Raw genomic sequence first — 26,368 nt, forward strand, 5'->3', positions numbered from 1 at the left:
CAGATTAAGGCGTTCCTGGGCGTGTTTCCGAGAAGGTCGACATCTTCTCTGAGGTTCACTGACGTCACCGGGTCTTACACTGTCGCGCGTTCTTTAGCTTGAAACCCTGACTTCTTTTCTTAGAGAACTTGGGGGTTCACCCGTCCATCTTTTGAATGCTGTGGAGAAGCTGCTTAAGTTAGCATAGCCTAGGAGATACGCAATTTCAGACTGGGGAATATCGCTGTCCTTCAAATACCTTAGCGCGAGCGATTTTCTTAGTTCGTCCATGATTTCATGGAACGAAGTGCCCATATCTGCCAGTCTTCTGGAGAGTGTTCTGCTACTCAAGCCCAGAGCGGCCGCAATAGCGTCCTGCTGAGCGTTACTGGATGCGAGACGGTCCACGATCTCTCTCTCAACTTGTGTCACAAGGTTCGGTTTTGTTGATTTGTGTGAAGCAAGCACAATCTCGCAGTGCCTTATGAGAACCTTCAGCAGATGATCGTCAGAAGTGTGCAGTGGCAAAGAGAGATGCGCCGGTTTGAACTGCACCATGTTGTTTCTGGCTGCGAACTTTATGGGACAGCCGAAAAATCTTTCAAGGTCCCTTGTGTTGGCATTTCGCGGATGTCTGAATTCAAGCCGAAGGGGTGTTATATCCCGATTTGTCATTCTCCGCAGATCTTTGATAGTGGCTGCAGCACCGAATTCGTTGTATTGGCGACGGTTTACAGTTTCTGGAACACTGTATCTCCAGTACATTTTTCCTTCCGCATCAAGTTCCGTAACATCAATTTCCGCGGCAAAACTGAAGACCCGGCGGAACCGCGCAATGTTCTTTATGTAGTCAGCAACCGTTGGCGAAGATAATCCAACATAGGCCAGAAGGCCGGCCCGCTTTGCCTCTCTGCACTGTCCCCGTTTGAATCCAATAAGATCATCGGATTTAAGTTCAGCCGCATTTTCGAAAAGCCTTGCGATTTTGTCAAAGGCCAGCACCCGGTCTTCGCCCAAAAAGGATTGCCTGTTCAATCCGGTGTCTCTCAGAATTTCGTTTTCGCGAAATCCTTCAGCTTTGAGATCTTCAAAAAGGCGTGCCGCCCAGATCGCGCCATGTCCAGGAATTTCAGTCTTCATCGTCGTTCCGAATTTTCCCATTTGGCCTAAACTCGAAAGCAGCTGGCGGCTTCAGTCAAGTTGATGAACAAGATTTATCGTATTTGAGGCTGTGTAGTCACAAAGGCGAATTGGAGCAGATATGAAAGACCAAGCGCCTGAGGAAACGCATTTCATTTCCATGCCGGGCGCTGCGAATAATTTCATCTGTGGACGAAACGGGGAATACAGAGCAACGGTTCGGGTGGAGAAAGTAGACTGTAAAGACTGTCTCTGTGCGATTTCGGAAATTCTTGCGGGTCAGCGAACCAGGCAATTGAAAGAGCAGGTGCGAGGTGCAAAAAAAGACGGGTAGGCTGAGGGTAGAACGATAGAGGTATTGGACGAATTTGGTGGTGAGATTGCATGCTATTAGGAGGGATAACCATTTTCGGGACATCCAGTTTCGGAGGAGATGATCCCGGGTCTGCAATTCCTGGTTGTCTTATCTTGGTCGCTGAGGCATCACTTTGATACCAGTGTTCAGCTCATTGAGAGCGCGTTAAATTTGGTGGAGCACTAACGGCGCCGCTGCCGGCCAAAAAAACAAAAAGAAGAACCGTATGAGGCTTGAAGAAATAAAATCCGGGTGTCGGATTGAAGGCATCTCTTCCGCACAATCCGCGGAGGTCTTGTCTGTCGATTGGATTGGCGATCAGGCAGTCAATGTTGTGTTCCGAACAAATGACGGTAAGGTCGCAGAGAGCACGGTGTTTCGTGACGATGAGCACAGACTCTCGTTGGTAAAGCAAGGGCGGAACTGGTCTTTCAACGCCGATGGAGCAATGCTCCGGCTAGTCACTGAGGCAAACCGAATTCGACTAGCGCATTTCTTTGATCCATATCTCGCTATTCATACCAGTCTGGTGGATCCGCTGCCTCATCAGATCTCTGCTGTCTACGGGGAAATGCTTCCACGGCAGCCACTGAGATTTTTGCTCGCCGATGACCCCGGGGCTGGGAAGACAATTATGGCTGGCTTGTTGATAAAGGAGCTGATTGCACGGAGTGACCTCGAACGCTGTCTTATTGTTGCGCCGGGCAGTCTTGTCGAACAATGGCAGGATGAACTTGGAGAAAAGTTTGGCCTCGAATTTGACATTCTGACACGCGACATGATCGAAAGCTCGCGATCTGGCAACCCGTTCAATGACTACAACAGGCTGATTGCACGTCTGGATGTTCTAGCCCGTAACGAGGACCTGCAGGAAAAGCTACAGTCTTCGACCGAATGGGATCTGGTCATTTCTGACGAAGCTCACAGAATGTCAGCGACATTTTTCGGAAATGAGGCCAGGTACACAAAGCGATATCAGCTCGGTCAGAAGCTTGGACACATCTGCCGACACTTTCTCCTGATGTCAGCAACGCCGCACAACGGAAAAGAAAAAGATTTCCAGTTGTTTATGGCATTGCTTGACGGTGATCGATTTGAAGGAAAGTTCCGCGACGGGGTTCATGTCGCGGATGTTGAAGACATGATGAGGCGTCTCACCAAAGAGGAACTCCTGCGGTTTGATGGTAGACCTCTCTTTCCTGAACGGCGCGCTTATACAGCGAAATATGATCTCTCTCCACCGGAGGCAGAATTATATGCTGCGGTCACTGAATATGTTCGCAACGAAATGAATCGTGTTCAGCGATTTGCAGAGGAAGACGGAAAGAAGCGAAACAATGTAGGGTTTGCACTTCAGATCCTGCAGCGCCGGCTCGCTTCCAGCCCTGCAGCAATTTACCAGTCACTCAAGCGTCGCCGAGATCGTCTGGAGAGCGAGCTGGCAGAATCCCGTCTGGTTGCAAAGGGAAAGTCTTTTTCCTTTAGCCAACCGGATTTGGAAGACGAAAAGCTGCGTAACCTTGAGGAGTACGAGCAGGAAGAAATCGACCAACTCGAAGAGCTCGTTACAACAAGCGCCACGACGGCTGAGACGATTGAACAGCTTGAGCTTGAAGTCGGGACGCTGAAGGGCCTTGAGCATATGGCGTTAAAGGTGCTCGGGACGGGTGAAGATACGAAATGGAAGCAGCTGGACCGCATCCTCGACGATGACCTTATGGTTGACCCGGAAGGTCACCGGCGAAAACTGATTATTTTCACCGAACCAAAAGACACACTGGAATATCTGCGGCAGAAAGTTTCAGCACGACTGGGGCGTCCTGAAGCCGTCGAGGTAATTCATGGCGGCGTACCACGTGAAGAACGTCGCAAGGTCGTTGAGCGATTTATGCAGGATCGCGACCTCCTTGTTCTGATCGCAAACGACGCTGCTGGCGAAGGTGTCAACCTGCAGCGCGGGCATCTCATGGTGAACTACGATCTTCCGTGGAACCCCAACAAAATCGAACAGCGTTTTGGCAGAATACACCGAATTGGACAGACAGAGGTATGCCATCTCTGGAATCTGGTTGCCAACGATACTCGGGAAGGGGAGGTCTATGCCCGGCTTCTGGATAAACTGGAAGCGGCCCGTCAGGCACTCGGCGGCCGAGTTTACGACGTTCTCGGAGAGCTTTTCGAAGATCGTGCCCTGAAAGATCTCCTGTTCGAAGCGATTCAGTACGGCGAGAAGGACGAAGTAAAGGCCAGGCTTTTTGAAACCGTGGATGGTGCGGTTGATCAGGGCCACTTACTTCAGCTGCTGCAGAAACGCCAGCTCACGAATGACACCATGCCAGAAGCGCGTGTACAGGAACTTCGTCTGGAGATGGAACGTGCTGACGCACAGCGGTTACAGCCACATCACATTCAGAGCTTCTTCGTCGAGGCGTTTCGGCAGCTTGGGGGTAAGATAAAAGCCAGGGAAGAGGGGCGCTGGGAAATTACTTATGTTCCGTTTTCCGTAAGAGAACGTGATCGTCAGAAAGGGACGGGCGCGCCACTCCAGAAAAAATACGAACGCATATGCTTTGAAAAAGACAAAATCAATCAGCAGCCCGTTGCAGCATTTGTATTTCCGGGCCACCCACTACTGGAAGCTGTAATCAGCCTTATAAGAGAGCAGCACGAACATCTCATGAAACAAGGCGCTGTACTTGTTGACGACAGTGATGACGGCAATGAGCTTTCAGCTCTCTTCCTTCTGGAGCACAGTGTCCGGGACGGTCGGCCAGTGAGCTCAGGCAACTCCAACATCCTCTCACAAAATCTTCAGTTTGCATCAGTCGGAGAGAAGGGAATTGTGACCAGTGCCGGTATCGCGCCTCACCTGAACCTGAGACCTGCTACGTCGCAGGAAATTAGCGAGCTTTCCGACTGTCTTGACGCTGAATGGCTGGCTAGCGACCTTGAAAAGCGAGTTGTCCAGTTCGCCACAATCCAGCTGGCTCAGGCACACCTGGCAGAGGTCAGAAGGCGGCGCGAACCGGAAATCGATAAAGTTGAGCGCGAAGTAAAAGCGCGCCTGAAAAGAGAAATCAACTATTGGGATTCCCGAGCCTTTGAGCTCAGAGAAGAGGAAAGAGCCGGCAAAAAGACTCGTGTGAACTGGCAGAATGCGCAGCGCAGGGCCGAGGATCTCGCTGAGCGGTTGAAGCGCCGGCTCCATTTGCTTGAGCAGGAGCGCTTTATCTCGTCACTGCCTCCGCGCATTCGAGGTGGGATGATCGTCGTCCCGAAAGGTCTGCTTGAGAAGGAGAGCAATGGTACTGCGGCCGACGGAGTAAATGGATTTTCGGAAGATCCGCTTGCAAGGCGAGAGATTGAACTCAAAGCAATGGAAGCAGTAATTTCGACCGAAAAAGCACTGGGTAACACGCCCGAGGATGTGTCTTCTCAGAAGATCGGCTACGATATTGCCTCTTATGATCCGAAAGCAGGCAGCATGCGCTTCATTGAGGTCAAAGGCAGAATCGATAGCGCCGACAGCATAATGATAACGCGTCAGGAACTGGTTACTTCACTGAACAAACCAGACCAGTTCATTTTGGCGATTGTTCAGGTTGGAGAAGGGTTTGTCAGTGAACCGCGGTACATCCCCGGCGCCCTTGATACGCGTGAACCGCCCTTCGAACAGAGTGCAATTCAGTTCAGTATCAAAAGACTGCTGGAAAAGGCAGTTACGCCGCAATGACGATCGGATCAGGAGTAGAATTGGCAAATCTTCATCGCACTGCGCCAGGCCGGGCAATTGGTGTAGTGGAGTTTTGGCGGGACTTCTTATCGAATTGGCGGGAATTAAAAAGTAGCGTTAGGGGTAGAATTCTTACCTGTAACCTGAGACGAGATGCTCAGCGAGACCGATGCCGGTCGCACAAAAACGGTGACTGTCAAATCAACCTCACTCAGTGTTAAAACGAGCGAATAACAAATGAACCAGACCTACAGAAAAAAGCTGATTGAGGTTGCAATACCACTGGCAGCAATAAACGAAGCTTCCGCGCGCGAGAAATCGATCCGGCATGGTCACCCCTCGACATTGCATCTCTGGTGGGCGCGCCGGCCACTGGCGGCCTGCAGGGCAGTTTTGTTTGCCCAGTTGGTGGATGATCCTTCTGAATATGTTGATGAACTTCTGGCCGATCCGGAAACACGTGAAATAGCTGAAAAACAGTTAGAAACCGATCTCGCGAAACACCAAAAGACACTCGAAAATCTTCCTGAGAACGCGTCGGAGCCTGAGGAACCAACGCTTGAGCACAGTGCTGCTGAAGTCGAACGACAGCGGCTTTTCCGCATTATCGAAGACCTCGTGAAATGGGAAAACTCGACAAACGAGGAGGTGCTGGAGCGCGCCCGCGCTGAAATCCGACGCTGCTGCGGGGATGAACTGCCTCCCGTATATGATCCATTTTCGGGCGGTGGATCTATTCCACTCGAGGCGCAGAGGCTTGGGCTGCCCGCCTACGGCTCCGACCTGAACCCAGTGGCGGTCATGATCGGCAAGGCGATGATCGAGATCCCGCCGAAGTTCAAGGATATGGAACCGATCCATCTGGGCATCAAAGATCGGTCATTCTATCGCAATGCGGAAGGCCTGGCCGAGGATGTGAAATACTACGGCGAATGGATACGCGAAAAGGCGTATGAACGCATCGGGCATCTTTACCCTAAGGTGGACTTGCCGCAAGAGCAGGGTGGTGGTCAGGCGACCGTTATTGCATGGATCTGGGCTCGCACAGTCCCCAGCCCCGACCCCGCCTTTGAGGATGTGCAAGTGCCAATCGCCTCAAGTTTCTTGTTGAGCTCGAGAAAAGGAAAAGAAGCGTGGATCGAACCGATTGTCGATCGCGCTTCGAAAACCATCGCCTATGAAATCCGCACTGGGGGCAGCCAAGAAAATTGGGCAAAGGCGAAGGAAGGAACCAAGCAAGGCCGTGGTGCTCATTTTCGTTGCCTAATGTCGGACACAGCGATCACTCCTGACTATGTTAAAGCTATTGGAAAAGCCGGGGGCATGAAACAGACATTGATGGCGGTCGTAGCCGAAAGCAACCGAGGGCGAATTTACGTCGCTCCGACCTCGGCACATTCCGAGATTGCTCTTTCGGAACAACCTGATTGGAAACCTGAAACGAGCCTTCCCAATGACCCACGAAACTTTTGGACAGTTGACTATGGGCTGACCACCTTTGGCGATCTGTTCACAGATCGTCAATTGATTTCACTCAATACGTTCAGCAGTCTAGTGCATGAGGCGCGTGCCCAAATCGAAACTGACGCTGCGGCGGGCGGCATGCCTTCCGATCCGACGCCTCTTCGTGAGGGTGGTAAAGGTGCGAGAGCGTACGCGGAGGCTGTGGGGGTATATCTTGGCTTTGCTGTAGACAGGTCAGCCAATACGCTCTGCCAAATTGCGCGCTGGACACCCGGAAGGGAGCAAACGGTGACAGCCTTCGCACGTCAAGCTCTGCCAATGAGTTGGGATTTTCCTGAGGTAAACCCGTTCAGTGGAGCCGCAGGAGACTACGGTGTCTCGATTGGCGGAGTTGTAAAGGGGATATTTGGCCTTGGGCTAGAGCCAGAAGGCCGACTAAATCAGGTGGATGCACAAACAGTTGTTTATCCATCAAAAGCTGTGATTTCATCAGATCCGCCTTACTACGACAATATTGGGTATGCTGATCTATCAGATTTTTTCTTCTGCTGGATGAGGCCCGCAATCAAGCCAGTGTATCCAGAATTATTTGGTGTTTTGGCAACGCCAAAATCTGAGGAATTGATCGCTGCGCCCTATCGCCACGGTGGGAAGGATGCTGCGGAAACCCACTTTTTAGAGGGTATGAGCCGGGCTATTGCCAATATGGCTCAGCAGTCTTCTGACGAAGTTCCAGCGACCATCTACTATGCGTTCAAACAAAGCGAGATCAAAGACGAAGGGATCAGCTCAACAGGCTGGGCGACGTTCTTACAGGCTGTTGTTGAAGCAGGCTATTCTGTCGTCGGCACATGGCCTTTGCGAACAGAGATGGCCAACCGCATGATTGCCGCTGGCACAAATGCATTGGCAAATTCGGTGGTCCTCGTTTGCCGCAAAAAGGAAAACACGGCGAAAACAGTTACACGAGCAGAGTTTATTCGTGCCCTGAAACGCGAGTTGCCACCAGCTATTGCCGAACTGCAGGCCGCCAACGTCTCCCCAGCCGATATTCCTCAGTCGGCAATTGGACCCGGTATGGGTATTTTCTCTCGGTATCAGGCTGTGCTTGAAGCCGATGACAACCCGATGACAGTCAAGAAGGCGTTGCAGCTAATTAACGCGGAACTTGACGAGTTTCTTGGAGGTCTCCAAGGCGAGTTCGACATTGAAACAAGGTTCTCTGTCAGCTGGTTTGAACTCTCTGGTATGAGTAAAGGAGATTTCGGTGTTGCAGATAATATTGCCAGGGCTCGAGGCACGTCTGTAGACAGTGTTAAGCATGCCGGGATTGTCGAAAGTGCGGACGGACAGGTTCGACTGCTGAAACGTGGAGAAATGGATCCGGATTGGGATCCGGAAACCGACGATCGTCTAACAGTATGGGAATGCTGCCAGTACATAGTAAACGCCTATGAAAGTAGCGAATACGCTGCCGCAGAAATGATCCGTCGGATAGGCTTCGATATGTCCGAAAAAGCCAAAGACCTCGCCTATGTTCTTTATGAGATAGCAGCCAACAAGCGCAATGAGGCAGCCGAAGCCCGCGCCTACAACGCTCTGGTTACCGTCTGGCCTGACCTGTTGCAGCAGGCCGCATCCATCAACCTGGCTGACCGAGATCGCCAGTCATCATTCAACATCTAAGGTAGTTCAAGATGGCAAAGACCACACGCCAGTATGTATTCGACGGCATGGAACACATGCAGGCAGGCCTGCAGCCATACATCCTCCGCACGCTCTCAGCAGAGATGGGAGAAGACTGGCCGAAACAGGTTGTCGACAGGTTTTCGAACTGGCACCACGAGAAGAACGGTAAGATCAACCTGGACACTCAGAAACTTCTCCAGATAATGGAGCGGTTTTGGAATGATGCTTTCCGAAATACGCTGGATAAAACGCACCGGTCAATCGTCAACGAGTTGGTTGAAGTGCGCAACAAGCTCGCCCATGATCGCAAGTTCTCCTACGATGACGCCGAACGGGCCCTGGACAGTATGCGACGCCTGCTGGAAGCTGTGAGCGCCTCTGAGGCCGCTGAAAAGATTTCTAAATCACGCGATCAGATCCTGCGAACTAAGTTCGATGAAATGCGCCGCAACGAGGAACGTAAACAAACAACCGGACCGGCACTATCCACTGAAATTGGTGCTGGTTTGAAGTCGTGGCGACAGGTGGTCGAACCTCATCCTGACGTTGCTACTGGCGATTTCCAACAGGCTGAGTTTGCGGCAGATCTTGCCAAAGTTCACAATGGCAGTGCTCCTCCGGAATACAGCGACCCAAAAGAATTCTTTGGACGAACCTACCTAACACAGGGTTTGAGTGATCTTTTGGTTCGGACGGCGAAACGTCTTGGAGACCACGGTGGTGATCCCGTCGTCGAACTGCAGACTAATTTTGGTGGCGGCAAGACCCATTCTATGCTTGCCCTCTACCATATGGCAGGGGGAACACCTTCTGCGGACTTGCCCGGCCTCGATCAGCTCTTTAGCGATGCGGGGCTGGCAGTGCCGGGTGGTGTAAAACGCGCAGTACTTGTCGGCACATCGCGCGGACCGCAGGACCCCGATCCGGTAGCTCTGGCGGCTGGCAGAGAAATTTACACCACCTGGGGCGAACTTGCCTGGCAGCTGGGGGGCGAAGAGGCGTTCAAGCTGGTTGAAGAGAACGAAAAGTCAAAAACTGCGCCGGGCTCTGCGCTGTTGGAAAAGCTCTTCAGAATGTGCTCACCTTCGCTGATTTTGATCGATGAGTGGGTGGCTTACCTTCGTCAGATTTATCGCGTCGACGGACTTCCGGCCGGTACCTTCGATGCCAACCTGACGTTCGTACAGGCGCTCACCGAAGCTGTAAAAGCAAGCCCGGGTACTTTGCTTGTCGCCTCGCTACCGCAATCGCAGATCGAAGTTGGCGGCGACGGAGGTCAGGAAGCGCTTAAAATTCTTAAACAGACCTTTTCAAGGGTTGAGACCGGTTGGAGGCCTGCCACGCAGGAAGAAAGCTACGAAATCGTAAGGAGGCGCCTCTTTAAGGAGATCCCCGCGGACAATGCTCATCATCGTGACAACACGCTGAAGCAATTCGCAAAGCTGTATCGCGAAAATCCGGACTATTTTCCACAGGGATGCTCGGAAGAAGAATACCGTCGAAAACTCGAGAAGGCTTATCCAATCCATCCGGAACTCTTTGATCAGCTCTACCAGTCGTGGGGGGCGCTTGAAAAGTTTCAGAGGACGAGGGGTGTGCTGCGCCTGATGGCGCAGGTCATCCACGAACTCTGGATGGGTCAGGATCCTTCCGTGGTGATTATGCCCGGAAGTGTGACAGTCAATTCAGCGCGGGTTCAGCCCGAATTGCTGCACTATTTGGATGTCGTCTGGCAGGGCATCATTGCAAACGACATTGACGGAACGAACTCAACACCATTCAAAATTGACCAGAATGTTCCGAACCTGAACAGAGTCTCCGCGACACGCCGTGTAGCTCGAACGATATTTTTGGCAACAGCGCCAATGCAGTCGGTTCAGAACAAGGGACTGGACGACAAGCAGATCAACCTTGGTATTGTGCAGCCGGGAGAGAAACCAACTGTCTTCGGAGACGCATTGCGCAGGCTTTCCAACAGCGCGCAATTCATGCACAGCGACATGGGGCGTCACTGGTATTCTGTTTCTCCAAGCATGAACAGAATGGCAGCCGATCGGGCAGAACAGATCGAAGAACCTGCAGTTCTGCTTGAGATTGACAAGGCGCTATCAACCTACATGAGTGGTTTGACAGACCGGGGCCACTTTGAAGCAGTTCAGGTTGCGCCGGACGGTTCTGCAGAAGTTCCTGATGAGCCAGGCGGCGTCAGGGCCGTCGTGCTGGGAGTAAAATACACTCATAGCGCTGGAAAAGGATCAGAGAGCCTTAAGGAATGTAAAGATATACTTTTGCATAGGGGAAACGCACCAAGGGTATATCGGAACGTGCTGGTTTTCATCGCTCCTGAAGGCCGCCAGATTGATCAGTTGAAGCTGTCAGTTCGTCGCGCTCTGGGGTGGGAGGGGATCGTCCGTGAGGCGGATCGTCTGAATCTGACCCAGAGGGATCTGAAGCTGGCTGAAGCTCAGGCCAAAGAGTCGCGCGCATCGATGAAGGCGGCGCTGATATCTGCATGGAACCATGTGATCTATCCGCACCAGAATTCGCCTCAGGAGGAGGTGGAGTGGTCTGCTTCGAAAATCGCGCCTCAAGACGGTGTGCTGGCGAGCGCGAGCAAGAAACTGGTTAGTGAAGAAGGCTTGATGCCCGAGTTCGGTCCGAACCGGTTGGAGCGGTCGCTGCGAAATCACATCTGGCATGAAAAACCACATCTAAGTTTGCGTGACATTTGGGAGTACACAAACCGATTTGTTTATTTACCGCGTCTCAAAAACCGTTCAGTTCTCTCAAACACAGTTCAGTCAGCAATAGGAGGAATGCTGCCAGGTGCATTCGCATACGCAGAGGCTTTCGATGAAAATGATGATGTTTATCGCGGCCTCGCAATCTGTAAGTCAGGATCAGTTCACGTAGTAGTCGACAATGACAGCCTGATTGTAGATGCCGATGTTGCGGAGCGTTACAGGCAGAAACAGGAGCCTGTGCCAGAACCCGTGATCAGTCCAGAAGATGCAGGAGAAGGAGCTGAAGGGGTACCAAAAGGCCCATCCCCGGAAAGTGAGCCCAAGCCACCTGAGCAACTTTTGCCGACGAGATTTCGCGGTACGGTAATAATAGACGCTGACCGTCCAGCAAAGAGCATGAGCCACATCGTCGAGGCGATAATAGAACAGCTGACGATGTCGCCGGATAGTGAGGTTAAGCTCCTTCTTGAGATTGACGCAGAAGTACCGTCCGGTCTGGATAAGTCAAGGGTCCGAACCCTTCTTGAAAACTCAAATACGCTCGGGTTCACCGACAGAAAAATAGAGTAAAATTATATATTTGTGTTGTAAATTGCGCCGTTAGTCCGGCGCAATTGAAACGAGATGTTACGAGGTAAATATGCCGACTCTTGGCTGGCGCTTAGAAGACGATACCGATGCAGTGCTACATGCGCTTGATGTCACACCTGACCCGTCGTCGCATGGACGCGCGACAGCGGTATGCCCATTCTGCGCAGCCTCGTTTGATGGGCAGCGCGAGCTTCTAGACCATGTACACGAGGCACATCGCGTTGAACGCCCCAGTTTGCTTATTCGCGGAGGAGAGGCTCCTTCGAAAATTTCAATTCGGAGCGAGCAAACCCCCTCGAAATTTGTTTTTCTGAACACTGATCAAGTCAGGTTTCATAGGGACGGAACTTCATTGGGGGTAATGGGGCCTGCTGAGGCGGCAGACGTCATTTCTTCTGCAAAAAATGCTGAACTCGAGTTAGAACTCTTAAACATCTCGGAACCCAATGCAGCTGCCGTAACTACACGGATCAGGATTTCAGCCAGAGTTGCTGACGAACAAAGTCTGCAATCTGTCGAGCAGGCCTTTACTGAAAATCTGCTGTCACTTGATCTATCGCGCGCGCAGATAAGGCTGTTTCTGGCAGACAGGCGGACAAAGGGCCAGGGAGAAGAGTATGCGTCTGCGCTCGCTGCCTACTGCCTCGGAATTCTGCTTAAGGAGCGTCCCGAAACCGAAAGCCTTACGACAGCAATCGAGAGATACAGAGAACAGTTTGGCGCAGCACTAAATGTCCTAAAGGACTTTGATCGTCCTCTGGCGAAAGTTGTATCTGGTATTATCCGATTTTCGTTGAACGACTTTGAAAGCGGCCCAATATCAACTGGCTTTGGCGAACTTGACTATACGAGACATCTGATTGCAGATCCGAGGACTGCCAGGTTCGAATTGAAGTTGTCTTCAGCAAAAAGAGTACCCGCCTGTCTACTTGATCATGGAACTGGGAGAATCCTCGAACTCGCGGTTTTTCTTTCGCAGCAGGACCGCTGGAGCCCGATTCTTGAGGAAGAATGTCGAATGGTTGCGAAGTCAGAAAAGCTTGATGCCGCTGATCGCGAAAAAGCTCTGGCTGTCTGGGCCGCGTTGGCATTGAGACTGGGAACAGAAAAAAAGGCTGTTGAACCGCTACAGCAGATCGCGGGCGTTTATCCTTTCAGCAGGTGGGCAGGCTCGTTTCTTGAAGAGGTATCACTATGACCGACGAAAAATCCGACCGTCGCACGCAAGTCGATGAAAAGAACTCTGGTCCGTCAAAAAGGTCGCCTAAGGCAACAGTGAGCAAGAAAAAGGGAGCAGATGATGACGTTCTGACGCTCAGAGAATTTTTCGAAAAGTCTGATGTCAGGGTGTCAGCATTTGTGAAAGCTCTGAACAGAAATAAAATTGAAAGGTTCAAAAGCGAAGACGTCTCTAGTGCGACCGAAATAGCGGATCGTCTGGACCCCGATGCCGCGAGGTTATTGAGTCTGGTCGTGCAACCTGTCCAATCGCCTGCAGTTAAAAAATGGATCAACGACGAAGTTGCCCGCAGGCTGAAGGCACAGTTTCCGGATTGTTTCGAGCTTTCTGATCCACGTGCGTACAGAACATTTAAGGCAGTGGTTTCGAAGCTGGATCCCCAAAAAAAGTCAGACGAGAACTGGTTGGGATTAGTGGTTAACTGGGCTGTGAACGGTAAGGGACTCACCGAAGAGGAAGTCCTCAAAGCATGTCACAAGTACCTGTTCCCGGAGGCGAATGATGAAAGTTCTCAGAAAAAGAAACCCGCACAGTATGTGAGAAGTCAAATTCTCAGTGGCCGGGTCAATGTTCTGAAACTTGCTGCGGCAACTGCCGATCTCTTAGATCACCGGATTGAGAAAGCGAGGGATGAACAGTTCCACGCTCAGCGCAAGTCAGTTGAACTTCAGGAAAAGCTGGAGAATGCAAACCGCAGAATCGCCGAATTGGAAGCGCAGTTCAAAACAGCTCAGTCCGAAGCTGAACGAGCCGCGGACGAAATTGGGGCACTGAACCAAAAAATGGAAGAAGAAAGATTGCACACAGGGCACAACCTGTCCGAGGTCCAGGCAGTGCAGCAAACGCTGATTGGGGAACGTCTCCGACCGCTGATTGAAGATGCTGTTGACGCTCTGGAGATGACGCCACCTGTGCCGGGTACAGCCCTGCGGCGCATCAAGTCTTCGCTAAAACTGATCAACGAGGTTCTGAAATGAGTGAAGTAATTTTCGGTATCGATTTTGGAACGACTAACAGCCTCGCATCTGTAGCAATTGGAGGCAAAGTTCTACCGCTTGTTGATCAGAAAAACGGTCGCCCTCACCCATCTGTGATCTGGTACAGAGGTGCGGAGGTAGTGGTAGGTCGTGACGCTCGTGAAAACATGAACGTAACTGAAGGTGGTGCTCCGCCCGGCTTTGTTAGGTCACCAAAAATGGCATTGAGGCGCGAGGGTCCGCTCTTTGTTGACGGCAGACCTGTAGAGGCTACCGATGCAGTCGCTGAAGTTTTGGGTCACCTCAGGTCGGACGCGGAAAATGCGCGCGGCGGTGCATCGGGTATGCATCTTGAACGCGCAGTATTCACTATTCCTGTCGACTTCGGTGGGCCTGAAAGACGCGCTTTGAGGGACGCTGCCCGTAAAGCTGGCATTGGTGTTGTACAATTCGTGCACGAACCTGCAGCAGCTCTGTACGCGTATCTGCGTTCTCAGCCAGATCTTGGTTTTGAGCTTGCGCGTCTCGAGGGAAGATCTGTTCTGGTGTTTGACTGGGGTGGGGGCACTCTCGACGTAACGCTATGCAGAATTCAGGGCGGTTCCATCCTTCAGATCCGAAACCTCGGCGACAACGAAATTGGTGGCGACAAATTTGATGAACGACTTCGAAATTTTATCCGTGAAAAGCACGCCGCTGCACATGGAATCGAAAACCTGACTGCACTTGAGCAGCCCGGCATGGCAGCAAAGCTGCTTCACCAGTGCGAAATTCTGAAGATTCAGCTTTCCGACACGGAAGTAGAAGACGAGGACGTCATTGTAAGAAACTACCTCAGAACGGATGGGCCGGGCGGAAACCTGGTTGCCACTGTCTCTCGTGAAGAGCTCAACTCTCTTAGTTCCGGGATAGTTGCCCGCGGTCTTTCACGCATCGATGAAATTCTTGAGCAGGCCGGTCTTACTTATCAGGATATTGACCTTTGTCTGGCAACCGGTGGTATGGTCAATATGCCTGCAATCCGGGATGGTCTGACAGAACGGTTTGTTGGCCGTGTTCCAGATATTTCAAATGGGGACCGGATCATTTCTGAAGGCGCAGCTTGGATTGCAAACGACGGCCTCAGGCTAAAGCTTTCTAAGCCAATTGAGGTACTGGTGGCTGATACTTCGGGGCGAGGAACTTATCATCCCCTGGTTGACGCCGGATGGTCGCTGCCTCTGGAAAATGAAACGCAAAACGTTGCAAATACCCGGCTCTTCTGTGTTGATCCTCGGGAAGGCGTTGCGGTCGTTGAGATTGCTAAACCGGTCAAGTTGGGTCGCGCAATGCCATCGGATCCACGTCGGCCACTCTGCGTCGCGCAGGTCAATGTCGACCCAAATGCACAGCCCCTGATCGAACGCATCGAATGCCAAATGCAAATTGATCACGACTACGTCGCCCGCGTCATTCTTCGGTCTACGGGAAGAGGCGCCGTTTCAGAGCAAGAGTTTCACGATCTCGAATTTGGTCTGTCACTGTCCGACGTTTTCTCGCCTGACAGAGAATCTAAGGATATTGACGAAATGGTCAGTTCCGAACCGGCAGGCGAGATCCGGTCGCTTGCTAGCAGCAGCCTGTTCTTGCGATCAAATGTTGCCCGATCAGACGACGAGCGTTTCCGCACAAAAGATGAGATGTGGAAACTTGTTCCCGGCGATCTGGTTGAGAAGTGGAAGCCGACTTATTTTGATACCAGAAATCGTATGGCAACCCCACGTCAGTTGGAAGAACGAATCTTTTATGTGCCCTGCTCGAGATGCAGGCGCACCGCCTCTCAGATTGCTGCAGAGGGGCCGGTTTCGGTCTGCAGGGCGACCTGCGGTTTTGACCTGGTAGCAAAAGGGGCACCGCAAGGCCTCGATTCACCGACTGCCTGATGCGAAGTCGTTCAGAGGACCGACATCGCATCAGCTCAAGAGCCAGTACCTTTCAGGCGACCCCAACTGGGGATCAGAGAAGCTCCTGCAGCCGGTGGTGCAGTTTCTCGCATTTCCAGTCTCTTTAAATCACGCCGCAGAGCGTCCAGTAAGTCAACAGCTCTGAGTTCCGCATGGCCCGATAGCAGGTCGGAAAATGCCTTCGCATCCTCCAGGCAGACATCACCTGCCGCCGCCGCCTGCACGATGTGTTCTGAAGTCGCCAAAATCCCCGCTCCAGAGTTCAGGTCTGGTTTGCTTTCAGATGTTATATAGCCTGAACGGGCAGGTGGTCGCACACGATCAATCAGCCAGCGCGCCACTTGCTGGTTTCCAGAGATGAGTTCTTTTTCGATCACATCGGTCGCGCGGCCAACCAGCGCTTCAAGGCGTTCGCCTGCCAGTTTTGCTGCACGAGCGTTGATACCGTTGGGTCCCTTCGGGCGACCGGGTGATTTTGGAGGAACATGTCCCGGAAGGAAACGACCGTCGGAACCGCGCAGCTCAGGATCTGGCTGTCCAGTCGTTTCGCTCCTCTTTTTCGTCATTTTCGCCACTTTCCTGCGCGGAAGTTTCAAAGGGCTTGCCGTATTCACGACATTCTCCCGTGGGACAATTTAGTGCGCTGCGGAGCCGTGTGAGCGCCATTGTCCTTGTGAGAAAATATATTGAAATCAATATTCTGTCCAGATTTCTATTTCAGGTGGTCCGAGCCTCTGGGCCCGAGTTTTGGGTTCTCAGGAACGTAGAGAACGTCGTCTGTTTCTGTTCCTCACATGCTATGCTTCGGACCGGAGTGCTACACACATACCTTTTAGTATGTGTGTGTGCCACTACCGGGGCTCACCGGATTTCAGAAACAGACCATGCACGAAACCACCCGAGCCAGATCGCTTTTTCGGACGCCCTTCTTTTCCATCAAGGTAGCGTTTCTCAACCTTCCCAGATTTAATAAGCTCTGCCAGCGCGAGATCGATTTCGTTCTGTGAATAGCGAGCCGCCCGACGGTAGATGCCGTCGTCCGCGCGCGGCTGCGTTGTACAGGGTCTCTCACTGCCCTGATATGTCCGAATGACACCACAGATCTGGTTCATCGTCTCAGCCATTCTCATGGCCTGCATCGCCTGCATATCTTCTTCCATTGCTTCCGTTGGGTAGCCGCCCTCCCATGTAAGGACGATGTCCTCTGCAGTCTCCGCATACTGCGACTTGGCATGTTCGATCATCAGGAAGCCGTCAGTGTGAGACATCCAGAGACGGGAACGCGTCTTACTGTCCCACGCGGTCGAACCTGAGTACTGGCTTTCAGTTGCCTTTGATGGGTGAGCCACCAATACAATTGCGCAGTCCTGCCTGTTTGCAGTCCCGGTGAGCTCAGTCATAAACCGGGCCACTTTGGCGCGGTTGTTTTCATCTTCCTGATAGATATCAGAAAGCGGATCGAGAATCACCAGGTCAGGCGCGGCCTGCTGGATTGCGTTTTCAACTTTTCTGCCGAACTGGGAAAGAACCATGTGCCCGTCGGGTGTAAACGAAGTCATTCCCATGTTTTCGGTCATAAGATCTGGCATCAGCAGGTTTTCCTCGAGAATTCCCATGTCTTCCTCATCAGCGCCGATGCCTCTCAGAATTGTACGCAACCTGTGAACAACTTCCCGCATCGGATCTTCTCCGGTTAGAAAAAGAACCTTTATTGGCTCTTTCGGCAGGTGGCCCATTGCGGGCCTGCCGAGCGCGAGGCGTGTGGCTACGGAGAGTAGATAGTAAGACTTTCCGGTTCCACCTCGGGCGTAAAAGCTGCTGATCACGCCTCGCGGAAAGAAAGGGAAAACGACAAAGTCAGTCGGCGTTTCGTATTGCTTCATCCGGTTGACCCAGTCAGGTGTAAGATCCAGACCGAATGCACGGTCTGATGCGATCTCCGTTGGTCGCTGAGCCTGTTCTTCAACCTCCTTAAGGTCGGTCCAGCGACCGTTCAGTTTTCGAAATGGAAATTCGATCCCACTGTGCATCACGTAGGCCTCTCCGCCGGCAACAACCACATCCGGGTCGTTGCTTCCAAGGCAGTGGTCTCTCAGCTTGGTATCAGCAGCACGCCACAATTCATTTGATGCATTTCGCCATGTCAGTTCATTGTCGTCTTCTTTGGAATTAGCGTCGGTCATTTCGGATTACCCCTTGAAAGGTTTTGCCAGTCGCGGTGGGAAAACTCGCGCTTCTGCTGGGCGAACAGACCGCTATTTGTGTTTTTGGACACCGTTTTGCGTTTCAAAACCCCGCCTCTTCGGACGGCCTTGAGTGCGGCGTCCACTGGCCATGTGTTCTGGCCTGCAATGCGTGTAGGACGTACATCGAGCTGCTCCGCGAAGCGCGGACCTACGGTCACACCAAGCTCATGTCTCAGGATTGCAGCGAGGGTTATACGGTTTGCGCGCCTTGGAAGTGGTGATCCGGGGGACCAGGTGACTTCGAGAGGGGCCGTCATCACGTATCTCTTTCAGCCGGGGTCATGGAGACGAAACCTCCGTGAGGCGGGCGGGATTTCAGCCATCTGTCAATCGAAGACAGATAGAAGCCCGGGAGCCCCGGATATCTCTCGATCGGGGGATCGAAAACCCCGTCCTGTACAAGCAGCCAGAGTTGCCGTTCATCCAGTCCGGTAAGACGCGCAGTATCTCCAGGGGTGAAAATAGGATCGAGGGTTGAGCAGGAAATTTCCGACCACGGCCAGTCGGAAACTCGGGTTGCCGTGCTATGTCTGGTTTTCGGCATTTTACACTCCTTTTCAGGTGTGCCTATTCATGTAGCGGTGCGCGCTCGGGGACAGGAACCCATCGTATGGATTCCGTCCCCTGATTTTTTTGTGTGATCGCCGAATACGAACTTTGGTGAACCAGAAAAAATCCAGCCTGCACGGTGTGTTTTGGCAGAAACAAAAAGCTACTTGGCGGCGATTGGTAAATCTCTAGCCAAGCCCATTCCCAAATCATTCCCGAAAGGTGATGGAGGCAAATTATGAACAAACAACTTTTTTCAATTGTATCCGTAGTCCTGTTGTCTGTTTCTTCAGTAGCGGCAAAAGACACCACTGACTGGAAACGCGTCGGCAACTGGGATGTGGCAATTGATCATACACTTGGCAATGGCTGCTTTATGGTAGGATCGTATGAAGGCGGTACGCACCTTCGTATTGGAGTTGATCGCAGAGAAAATAGTGCGTACCTGATGTTTGGAAACGAGGAATGGCGGTCTCTGGAAGCCGGCAAAGAGTATCCGATAGAGATCCATTTTGGAAACAGATCCAGCTGGGATGCTGACGCGAGAGTGTTGCAGTTTCCTGATGGTTCCAAAGTGCTATCTACATATGTAGATGCGGAATTCATCGAAACATTCATGCGGCAGACAAGCATGTCCGTGCACTACCGTGGCAGACAGATTGACAGTCTGAAACTTCCCGGGACTTTTGCGGCGTTTATTGAGGTCATGGAATGTCAGGATGAGGTTGATCAGTACCTGAACAAAAATGGTTCTGATCCTTTCGTCGGAAACGTATCTTCGCAGACTGACCCGTTTCTATGACTGAAGGGATAGTAAACTGATGCGCGGTCGGTCTTCTGTCCGCAGAGAACTTTTTCTCACTTGATGCTTGCCAGAGCAATCCTGCGCGGAAGATCCGCGAGCAACTGGATGTTGCTCTGGCAAATTCTGGATTTGTCAGTTGCCAGTTTCACGAAGCCGCTTTTCAGCTCGTTTGAAGGCCTTCTTCAGTGTATCGTCCGGGGACGCCCCCCATTCAGCGCAAAGGGCTGCGTCGGTGGCAACGGCTCTCCGCAGTGCCTCCATTTTTGATATTCCTGTCAGCATCAGTTGCGTAGCGATAAAAAAGAGCCGTTCTGTTACTTCTTTTGGTCTCGCTCCGGCTCTGCCTGGCATGCGGGAAAGACGTATCATTTTGCGGGGGTCCGTGTTCGCCGACAGCGCGCTGATCCAGTGACCCTGCGCCTGACGTAAATGGAAGCCAGCCTTATCCGTGTCTTCGGCGTCCAAAGCGGCTTTCGCCATCAGGGCGTGATGGCGAGCGGCCATTGCAGGCATGCGTCCGGACGCCTTGTCACAGTTCATACGTGCATTAAGATTCTTTTCGGACAAGGGACCGAGAGCGGAAAAGCTCCGTTCGGTCACCACACCTTCAGTTAAGTCAATCAGGGATTTAATGTCGTTTCTCACCATCTCAATCCTATTACATTGTCGTCGTAGTCAGAATTTTCCCGCGGCCAGCGCCCGGTGGTAACTGCGTGATCCACGAGCCTTGCCCATGCCTCCATAACTTCGATTTTCTTTCTGCGCCGCCGCGCCTGAAGATACGCAGCACGGACACCGCTGCGGGTTTCCGACTGTCGGTGGTTCAATAGGGAATCCGCCAGATCAGGATCACCAATGTCATGTTCCGCAAGCTCAGAGAGGAAGAGTTTCCGCAGCGAGTGAAAATGAAAGCGTTCCACCCCACTCAGCTTTCTGAAACGGCCGACAACGGATTTTCTGGCATTGAAATCTCCTTTGACCGCCAGCTGAAACACGCGCGTTTCGTTATCTGGCTCAAACAGGCTCAAATAACCGGATGGAACTGGGATAGAGAAGTCGTCTCCATTCTTAGTACGCTTGCCGTGCAGAACAATATGACCATTTTCCACCTCGCGGGGCGACAACTGCGCCATCTCATTTAAGCGCAGCGGCACAAGCGTCATGGCTTTGAAAAATCTCTCCCGACTTCCCCCGATTTCGCCCGCTGCCTGCCACAGTTCACAGAGTTCACTGGCCGTAGGCTTCCAGGTGCGAGGCGGAGGCGGAGGAGGGAGCGTATCGATTGAGCTGCAGGGGTTTACGGATACGAGGTCCCGGGCCAGAAGCCATTTATACAAACGGTTCATGGCCCCGTACCGCTGCCTTGCTGTCGCGGGTCGGAAGCGATGACGCTCTATCAGGTCCAGCACGTGATGCTTGGTGATATCGTCAATTCGCGGATCCTGAATCCCAGTCTCCGCGGTGCCGAGTTTCAGCTGACGTCTCTCGGTGTCGACATGAACCGAAGTCTGTCTCTTCTGATCTATATACCTTTCAATCGCCTCGCCTAACGCCATGTTTCTGGCCGCTTCAGCCTCCTGCATTTTTCTTTCAGCACGTTCCGCTCTGCGCCTTTCTTCTAGAGGATCGCCACCTTCGGCGACACGTTCTTTTATGCGTCGCACGATACCGCGTGCCTCTTCAATATCCATTGAGTGAACACCACCGACTCTGACCCATTTCTGGGGATGCCTGCGGCCGTCGCTTCGACGACCCCGCGGACGATAGGCGTAGCTCCAACGCCCGGCTCCTGTCGGGCCGATGATCAGAGTGAGACCGGGTTCTGGTGCGTCTCTCTGCCCGCTGCCGTCGACATCACGAAGAGTGACCCGAATTTTGTTCTGACGGGCCTGGTTAAGAGCGGAATCAATATCGTTTCTGGTGATACCCATTGATCAAACCTATGTGAAGGATCGGGAGTTCAGCTGGCTGAACACTTTCTTGCGGAAGAGACGCAGGCGAGACAAATTTGCCCGAAATTGTGACATTAAGCAACAGGCTGCTGCAGAGTTTTGCGCCGTGATGCAGTGAGTAAGTAAATAATAATAATAGACTTTATTGATAGCTCAGGGAAATTTCAGCGATTTCAATGGAGTGAAAAAGACGGCCAGTTGAAACTACGAATCAAGGGGTCGGGGGTTCGAATCCTCCTCGGTCCGCCATTGGTATCATTGTAAGGCGACACATAGTTCTGCCACCAGCGACAGAACCTTTCCATTTTCGCCTCACTTCCTTCGTCCAGCACCCAGACCGATTTCAATGATCCTGACTTCCCTTTTTGGAAAATCAGGGCTGATTTGCAGATCAGACGCCGAAGGCGCCTGTTCCTGCTGATCTGCCGTGTGGCGAACGCGGATGGGGGCGAGGCAATGCTATTCGACAATAGTGGTGCGGCCCGCAGGCGCAGCCGAGGACACGGTTTTGTCTAATAGCATTGCCCGAGGGGGAAGGCAGCGCCTTACCCCTGATGGCCAGAGGCGTCCGGTTTGTCCAATTCCCGCTGGCTCACGAAACAGAATCGGCGGGGCGTCAGTCCTGCCACCTGAAACTTGATAGTTTTTTTGGTCTTTCCCTCCTTACAATTTTTTTCAGGGATGGATGCCGGATAGCCGTGACCATTACGGGAGGCTCGCCTCTACCGGGACCTGACAACTCTGCTGCGGCATGTTGAAGCTGGCAACCTGAAATAGATCAAAAAGCTCGCTATTCCCTTTTTCAGAGTCTCTCATGATGATACTATGGCCTCAAGAAAAAATGAGGTTTTGCATGCGCTTACACAGCATTTCTGTAAGAAACTTTCGCCGTCTCAAGAGCATTGATCTAGATTTCGAAGAAAAGGAGACGGTGTTTGTTGGTCCAAACAACAGTGGAAAAACTTCGGCAACCGCAGTCATGCGGAGTTTCCTTGGAAATCGTGATTTTAAGATACACGACTTCTCGGTAAGCAGTATTTCGGCGATTGATGCTTACTTAAATGGCGAAGGGGAAAACTTGCCACCGATCGAGCTCGATCTGTGGTTCAAAGTTGATCCAGAGGCAGTATCGTTCGGGCGGGTATTCGCTCTTGCCACAACTCTATCGACTGATTTTACTGAAATCGGAATTCGGTGCGCCCTGGCAGTTGATGATGCCAACGAACTCTGGAGGCACTATAATATTGCTTTTCCGGTGGATCAGAACGGTGAACGCAAACGCTCGCTAAGCCATTTTCTGGATTTAGAGGGCAATTTGAAAAAGCACTATAGTGTTCAGTTTTCATCGCTGGAACGTACGCAAAACGACTCCAGCGCAACGCCACTAGACCCGAAAGATGGAAAGAAAATTCTTAGCTCTCTAATACGCGTCGATTTTGTGGATGCGCAGCGAAACATCGACGACGAGAATGCTGCGAGAAGTAACAGGCTTTCCGAAGCCTTTGCGACCTACTACAGGCGCAATCTTGAGCAAGCGGAACTTGCAGATGAAGCCATAGCTGTCATCGAGCAAAACAATGAAAACCTGACCAGCCATTACCGTCAACGCTTTGAACCCTTGATGACGATGATTGGAGGGCTTGGGCTTCCCTCTGACAATGATCGCGCAATGAAAGTTGTTTCGACGCTGAGTTCAGAAGATGCATTGCGCGGAAACACAGAGCTATTCTACGTAGACGCCAACACGAGCCATGAGCTTCCTGAAGCTTACAACGGGTTAGGGTTCAAGAACCTTGTCTTCATGGCAATTCAAATTGATCATTTCTACAGGCAATGGCTTGCGACCGAGGAAGACCGCCCCTTATGTCAGGTCATCTTTGTTGAAGAACCTGAAGTTCACCTTCACGCTCAAGTTCAGCAGACGTTTATTCGGCAAATGTGGGACGTGTTGACAGAAGGCAGACCAGACGGCGAAAGCACCCCTCAGCTCGCAATCACAACACACTCTTCACACATTCTGGATACTGTCGATTTTTCCAAAATTCGGTACTTCCGCCGCAAGCCTGTTAATGATGCTCAAAATGGAGAAGCATTCCATGGAACCACTGTGCACAGCCTCGGTCAGTTTCAACCGGAGCCAATCGATTTGGGTGGCGAAATTGTTTCACCAGAAGCAGCTCTTTCCTTTTTGAAGAAGTATCTACGCCTCACCCATTGCGACCTATTCTTTTCAGACGCAGCCATTCTTGTAGAAGGGTCAGTTGAAAAGCTCTTGTTGCCTCGAATGATTGATTTCGCAGCCGAGAACCTAAACAAAAAATATTTGACCGTTCTCGAAGTGGGCGGTGCATACGGAATGCGTTTTGCCGGACTACTGGAGTTTCTGGAGATACCCTACCTTGTCATCACAGACATCGATTCTGTTGATCCTGCAAATAATCGCAAAAACTGCATTGCGACCGCTGAAAACGCGGTGTCTTCGAATGCGACACTTGGATACTTCTTCGGGGAAAACAGCGTGAAAGCACTCGCCGCCAAAACGGAAACCGAACGTGAACAAGCGGACGGAATGCGTTTCATCAGCTATCAAGTGCCTGTCTCGCTAAACGTAGAAGAACAAGCACACAATTTCCACGGGAGGACACTTGAAGAGGCCTTTGTCTATGAGAACCTCGACCTCTTTCGCAACGGTGCATTGAGTATCGGAATTGATCTGCCGGATGATCCTATCGAACTACACCAAGATGTCTGGAAGCGTATCAAAAGCTCCACATTCAAAAAAACCGAATTTGCGATGAATGTACTGGCATACGAGCCGCCTCAGCAACAGGATGAAGAGGAAACTGACAACGACGGCAACGCGTTGCTTCCTTGGCGCGTACCGCAATACATCGCTGAGGGTCTGGTCTGGCTGGATGGACAACTCTCCCAGAACATAGTGGAGGAGTGAATGGAAATCGCATTGAAGCCAACAGAGGCAGACAAAAAAATTGTGGAGTGCATCACTGAAGAAAGATCGTTTTCAGTAATTGCCGGCGCAGGTTCTGGAAAAACCACATCACTTGTCGAAGCTCTCAAAAACATCCGTGAAGAACACGGAAAAGAGCTCCGTAAAAATGGACAACGCGTCGTGTGCATAACTTATACGAACCGAGCCGTTGATGTGATTTCTTCCAAACTCGGGTTTGACGACCTTTTTCTTGTGACCACACTTCATGGGTTCTTGTGGGGCGAGATTTTTCGATTTCAAGATGCGATGCGGGAAGCACTTTGCGATGATGTAATTCCCAGACATATCGAAAAAGCGCTGAACGATGACAACGGTGGTAACTCCCAAAAAGCCAGAAATGCACGGGAAAAGGTTCAACGACTTTCCCAAGAGTTGGATGCTCTCAAGGCGGAACCTCCGGTCAGATACGAGGAAACGACAATAAGTGACTACGCCAAGTGCGTTCTGAACCACGACGACGTTATCGATGTTGCTTCCTTCCTGATCTCCAACAAACCGATCCTGCGAAAAGGTCTTGGGTTTAAATTCCCTTACTTCTTTGTCGATGAAGCGCAGGACACTTTCCCCCAAGTAATGACCGCGTTGAACGCAATCTGCGCAAAGGAAGGTCTTCCGATAATTGGGTACTTTGGCGACCCGATGCAGCAAATCTACGACAAACGTGCGGGAAGTTTCGCGGGACCCGAGGGCTCACAAGTCATACCCAAGGAAGAAAATTTTAGGTGCTCGACATCGGTAATCGATCTGCTCAACAACTTCAGATCGGACCTGCAGCAGGTAGCGGGCGGGCAGAACGCGGATATCGAAGGCAGTGTTCAAATTACGGTTGTTCAAGCCCCTGACCCCGCAGGACCAAGAAACACATATACAGCTGAACAGCTTGATATTGTTACTTCCAAGTACAGCGACGCCGTCGCGCAATGGGGCTGGAAAGATCTGCCGTCAGTGAAGAACCTGTTTTTAGCCAGGCGGATGATTGCACGTAGATTGAGTTTTGTAGAAATACACTCTCTATTTACCGGCACTTATTCGTCTTCGCGTTCGCAATCGGACTACGAGGATGGCACCCACTATCTTTTCAAGCCTTTTGTGGATGGTGTTTTTGAACTCGTTGAGGCCTCGCGAACGGGCGATGCAAAGAGGATCATAGAAACGCTGCGTAGGATCAGCCCCGCATTTTCCAACGATGGAAGTAACAAGACCAAATCGCTTAAGGCGATGCTAGATCACGCTGTGCAGCACACACAAAAACTGAATGAGCTATGGGACACTCGGACTGTGAAGGAGGTTCTTCAATACTGCCGAGACAATGATCTGTGCTCAATATCCGAGCGGCTTGCGTATCAAATGGACCGTAAATCTCGGGAAGAATTTGATCGGGAAAACGAAGATCATCAACGTGAAAAGGGGGACTGGCTGGCTGATCAGTTTTTTACGCTAGAGACCGAAGAGCTAGAGCGCTACTTCAAGTTTCTTGATGAGAGTTCTCCATTTAGTACGCAGCATGGTGCAAAAGGAGAAGAGTACGAGAACGTCCTTGTTATGATTGATGATATAGAAGCGAACTGGAACACGTATAGCTTCTCGAAATTCCTCACGCCGAAGGTCGCTGGTGACCCAACGGATCGGCAACGAGAGCTAACAGAAAAACTCGCCTACGTTTGCTTCTCTCGCGCTGAAGTGAATTTGAGAGTTTTGTTTTTCTCCAAAGATGCCAAGGCGGCGGGAGCGGAGCTGATCGATGCAGGCTTATTTGAAGTAGAACAGGTTTCGTATTTGTAGCTGTTGTGTCGTCCGCTCGCATTCTCCGGGTTAATTGACGACACGCTCAATTCCAAAGGCAAACTCGATATCTTCTTCGCTTGTGACGCACTCTCGCTTCAATAATTCGACCTGATTCAACTGCGGCGATCTCTTGTTTTCTCTTGTGTTGCTTTAACCGCGAACTCGC

The 26,368-nt window shown here is 51.6% G+C and carries 14 protein-coding genes; 9 read left to right on the forward strand and 5 right to left on the reverse strand.

Going from position 1 to position 26,368, the window contains the following annotated elements; genetic code table 11:
- Positions 1-93 precede the first annotated feature (93 nt).
- On the reverse strand, positions 94-1,119 hold the full coding sequence (locus GOW48_RS18575; RefSeq protein WP_170755619.1) for an AraC family transcriptional regulator: 1,026 nt from the start codon (positions 1,117-1,119) through the stop codon (positions 94-96).
- A 581-nt stretch (positions 1,120-1,700) separates the two neighbouring features.
- Here GOW48_RS18575 and GOW48_RS18580 point away from each other — a divergent pair.
- The 6 genes from GOW48_RS18580 to GOW48_RS18605 all read left to right on the forward strand — a co-directional run bounded on the left by GOW48_RS18580 (position 1,701) and on the right by GOW48_RS18605 (position 15,834).
- Positions 1,701-5,207 (forward strand): helicase-related protein, encoded by a 3,507-nt coding sequence (locus tag GOW48_RS18580; RefSeq protein WP_170755620.1) that lies wholly within the window; start codon positions 1,701-1,703, stop codon positions 5,205-5,207.
- Positions 5,208-5,444: 237 nt separating this feature from the next.
- The gene (locus GOW48_RS18585) at positions 5,445-8,357 is read left to right on the forward strand and encodes a DUF1156 domain-containing protein (RefSeq protein ID WP_170755621.1); all 2,913 of its coding nucleotides are present in this window, start codon (positions 5,445-5,447) and stop codon (positions 8,355-8,357) included.
- Between the two features lie 11 nt (positions 8,358-8,368).
- The gene (locus GOW48_RS18590; RefSeq protein WP_170755622.1) at positions 8,369-11,674 is read left to right on the forward strand and encodes a DUF499 domain-containing protein; all 3,306 of its coding nucleotides are present in this window, start codon (positions 8,369-8,371) and stop codon (positions 11,672-11,674) included.
- Positions 11,675-11,744: 70 nt separating this feature from the next.
- Positions 11,745-12,893: a hypothetical protein gene (locus GOW48_RS18595; RefSeq protein ID WP_170755623.1), complete on the forward strand. Its 1,149-nt coding sequence runs from the start codon at positions 11,745-11,747 to the stop codon at positions 12,891-12,893.
- Positions 12,890-13,912 (forward strand): coiled-coil domain-containing protein, encoded by a 1,023-nt coding sequence (locus tag GOW48_RS22495; protein ID WP_234900805.1) that lies wholly within the window; start codon positions 12,890-12,892, stop codon positions 13,910-13,912. The genes GOW48_RS18595 and GOW48_RS22495 overlap by 4 nt, the downstream gene beginning before the upstream one ends.
- Positions 13,909-15,834, forward strand: a complete 1,926-nt coding sequence (locus GOW48_RS18605; protein ID WP_170755624.1) for an Hsp70 family protein — start codon at positions 13,909-13,911, stop codon at positions 15,832-15,834. Before GOW48_RS22495 ends, GOW48_RS18605 begins: the two co-directional genes overlap by 4 nt.
- Before the next feature lie 35 nt (positions 15,835-15,869).
- Here the strand turns inward: GOW48_RS18605 and GOW48_RS18610 are convergent, their stop codons facing one another.
- Positions 15,870-16,469 carry a hypothetical protein gene (locus GOW48_RS18610; protein WP_170755625.1) on the reverse strand — a complete coding sequence of 200 codons (600 nt, stop codon included), beginning with the start codon at positions 16,467-16,469 and terminating at the stop codon, positions 15,870-15,872.
- Between the two features lie 237 nt (positions 16,470-16,706).
- Positions 16,707-18,038 (reverse strand): AAA family ATPase, encoded by a 1,332-nt coding sequence (locus tag GOW48_RS18615; RefSeq protein ID WP_170755626.1) that lies wholly within the window; start codon positions 18,036-18,038, stop codon positions 16,707-16,709.
- Positions 18,039-18,888: 850 nt separating this feature from the next.
- On the opposite strand from GOW48_RS18615, the gene GOW48_RS18620 reads away from it, so the two are divergent.
- On the forward strand, positions 18,889-19,452 hold the full coding sequence (locus GOW48_RS18620) for a hypothetical protein (protein WP_170755627.1): 564 nt from the start codon (positions 18,889-18,891) through the stop codon (positions 19,450-19,452).
- 135 nt (positions 19,453-19,587) lie between these two features.
- Here GOW48_RS18620 and GOW48_RS18625 read toward each other — a convergent pair whose 3' ends face one another.
- Both GOW48_RS18625 and GOW48_RS18630 read right to left on the reverse strand, forming a co-directional pair.
- Complete coding sequence (locus GOW48_RS18625; RefSeq protein ID WP_170755628.1) at positions 19,588-20,100, reverse strand: hypothetical protein; 513 nt, start codon at positions 20,098-20,100, stop codon at positions 19,588-19,590.
- Positions 20,097-21,386, reverse strand: a complete 1,290-nt coding sequence (locus GOW48_RS18630; RefSeq protein WP_170755629.1) for a tyrosine-type recombinase/integrase — start codon at positions 21,384-21,386, stop codon at positions 20,097-20,099. Before GOW48_RS18630 ends, GOW48_RS18625 begins: the two co-directional genes overlap by 4 nt.
- Positions 21,387-22,260: 874 nt before the next feature.
- Here GOW48_RS18630 and GOW48_RS18635 point away from each other — a divergent pair.
- Complete coding sequence (locus GOW48_RS18635) at positions 22,261-24,357, forward strand: ATP-dependent nuclease (protein ID WP_170755630.1); 2,097 nt, start codon at positions 22,261-22,263, stop codon at positions 24,355-24,357.
- Positions 24,358-26,199, forward strand: coding sequence for a UvrD-helicase domain-containing protein (locus tag GOW48_RS18640; protein ID WP_170755631.1), 1,842 nt, complete (start codon positions 24,358-24,360; stop codon positions 26,197-26,199).
- Positions 26,200-26,368 lie beyond the last annotated feature (169 nt).

It is taken from the genome of Ruegeria lacuscaerulensis (assembly GCF_013033355.1).
In the GTDB taxonomy this organism is placed as follows: Bacteria; Pseudomonadota; Alphaproteobacteria; order Rhodobacterales; family Rhodobacteraceae; genus Ruegeria; species Ruegeria lacuscaerulensis_A.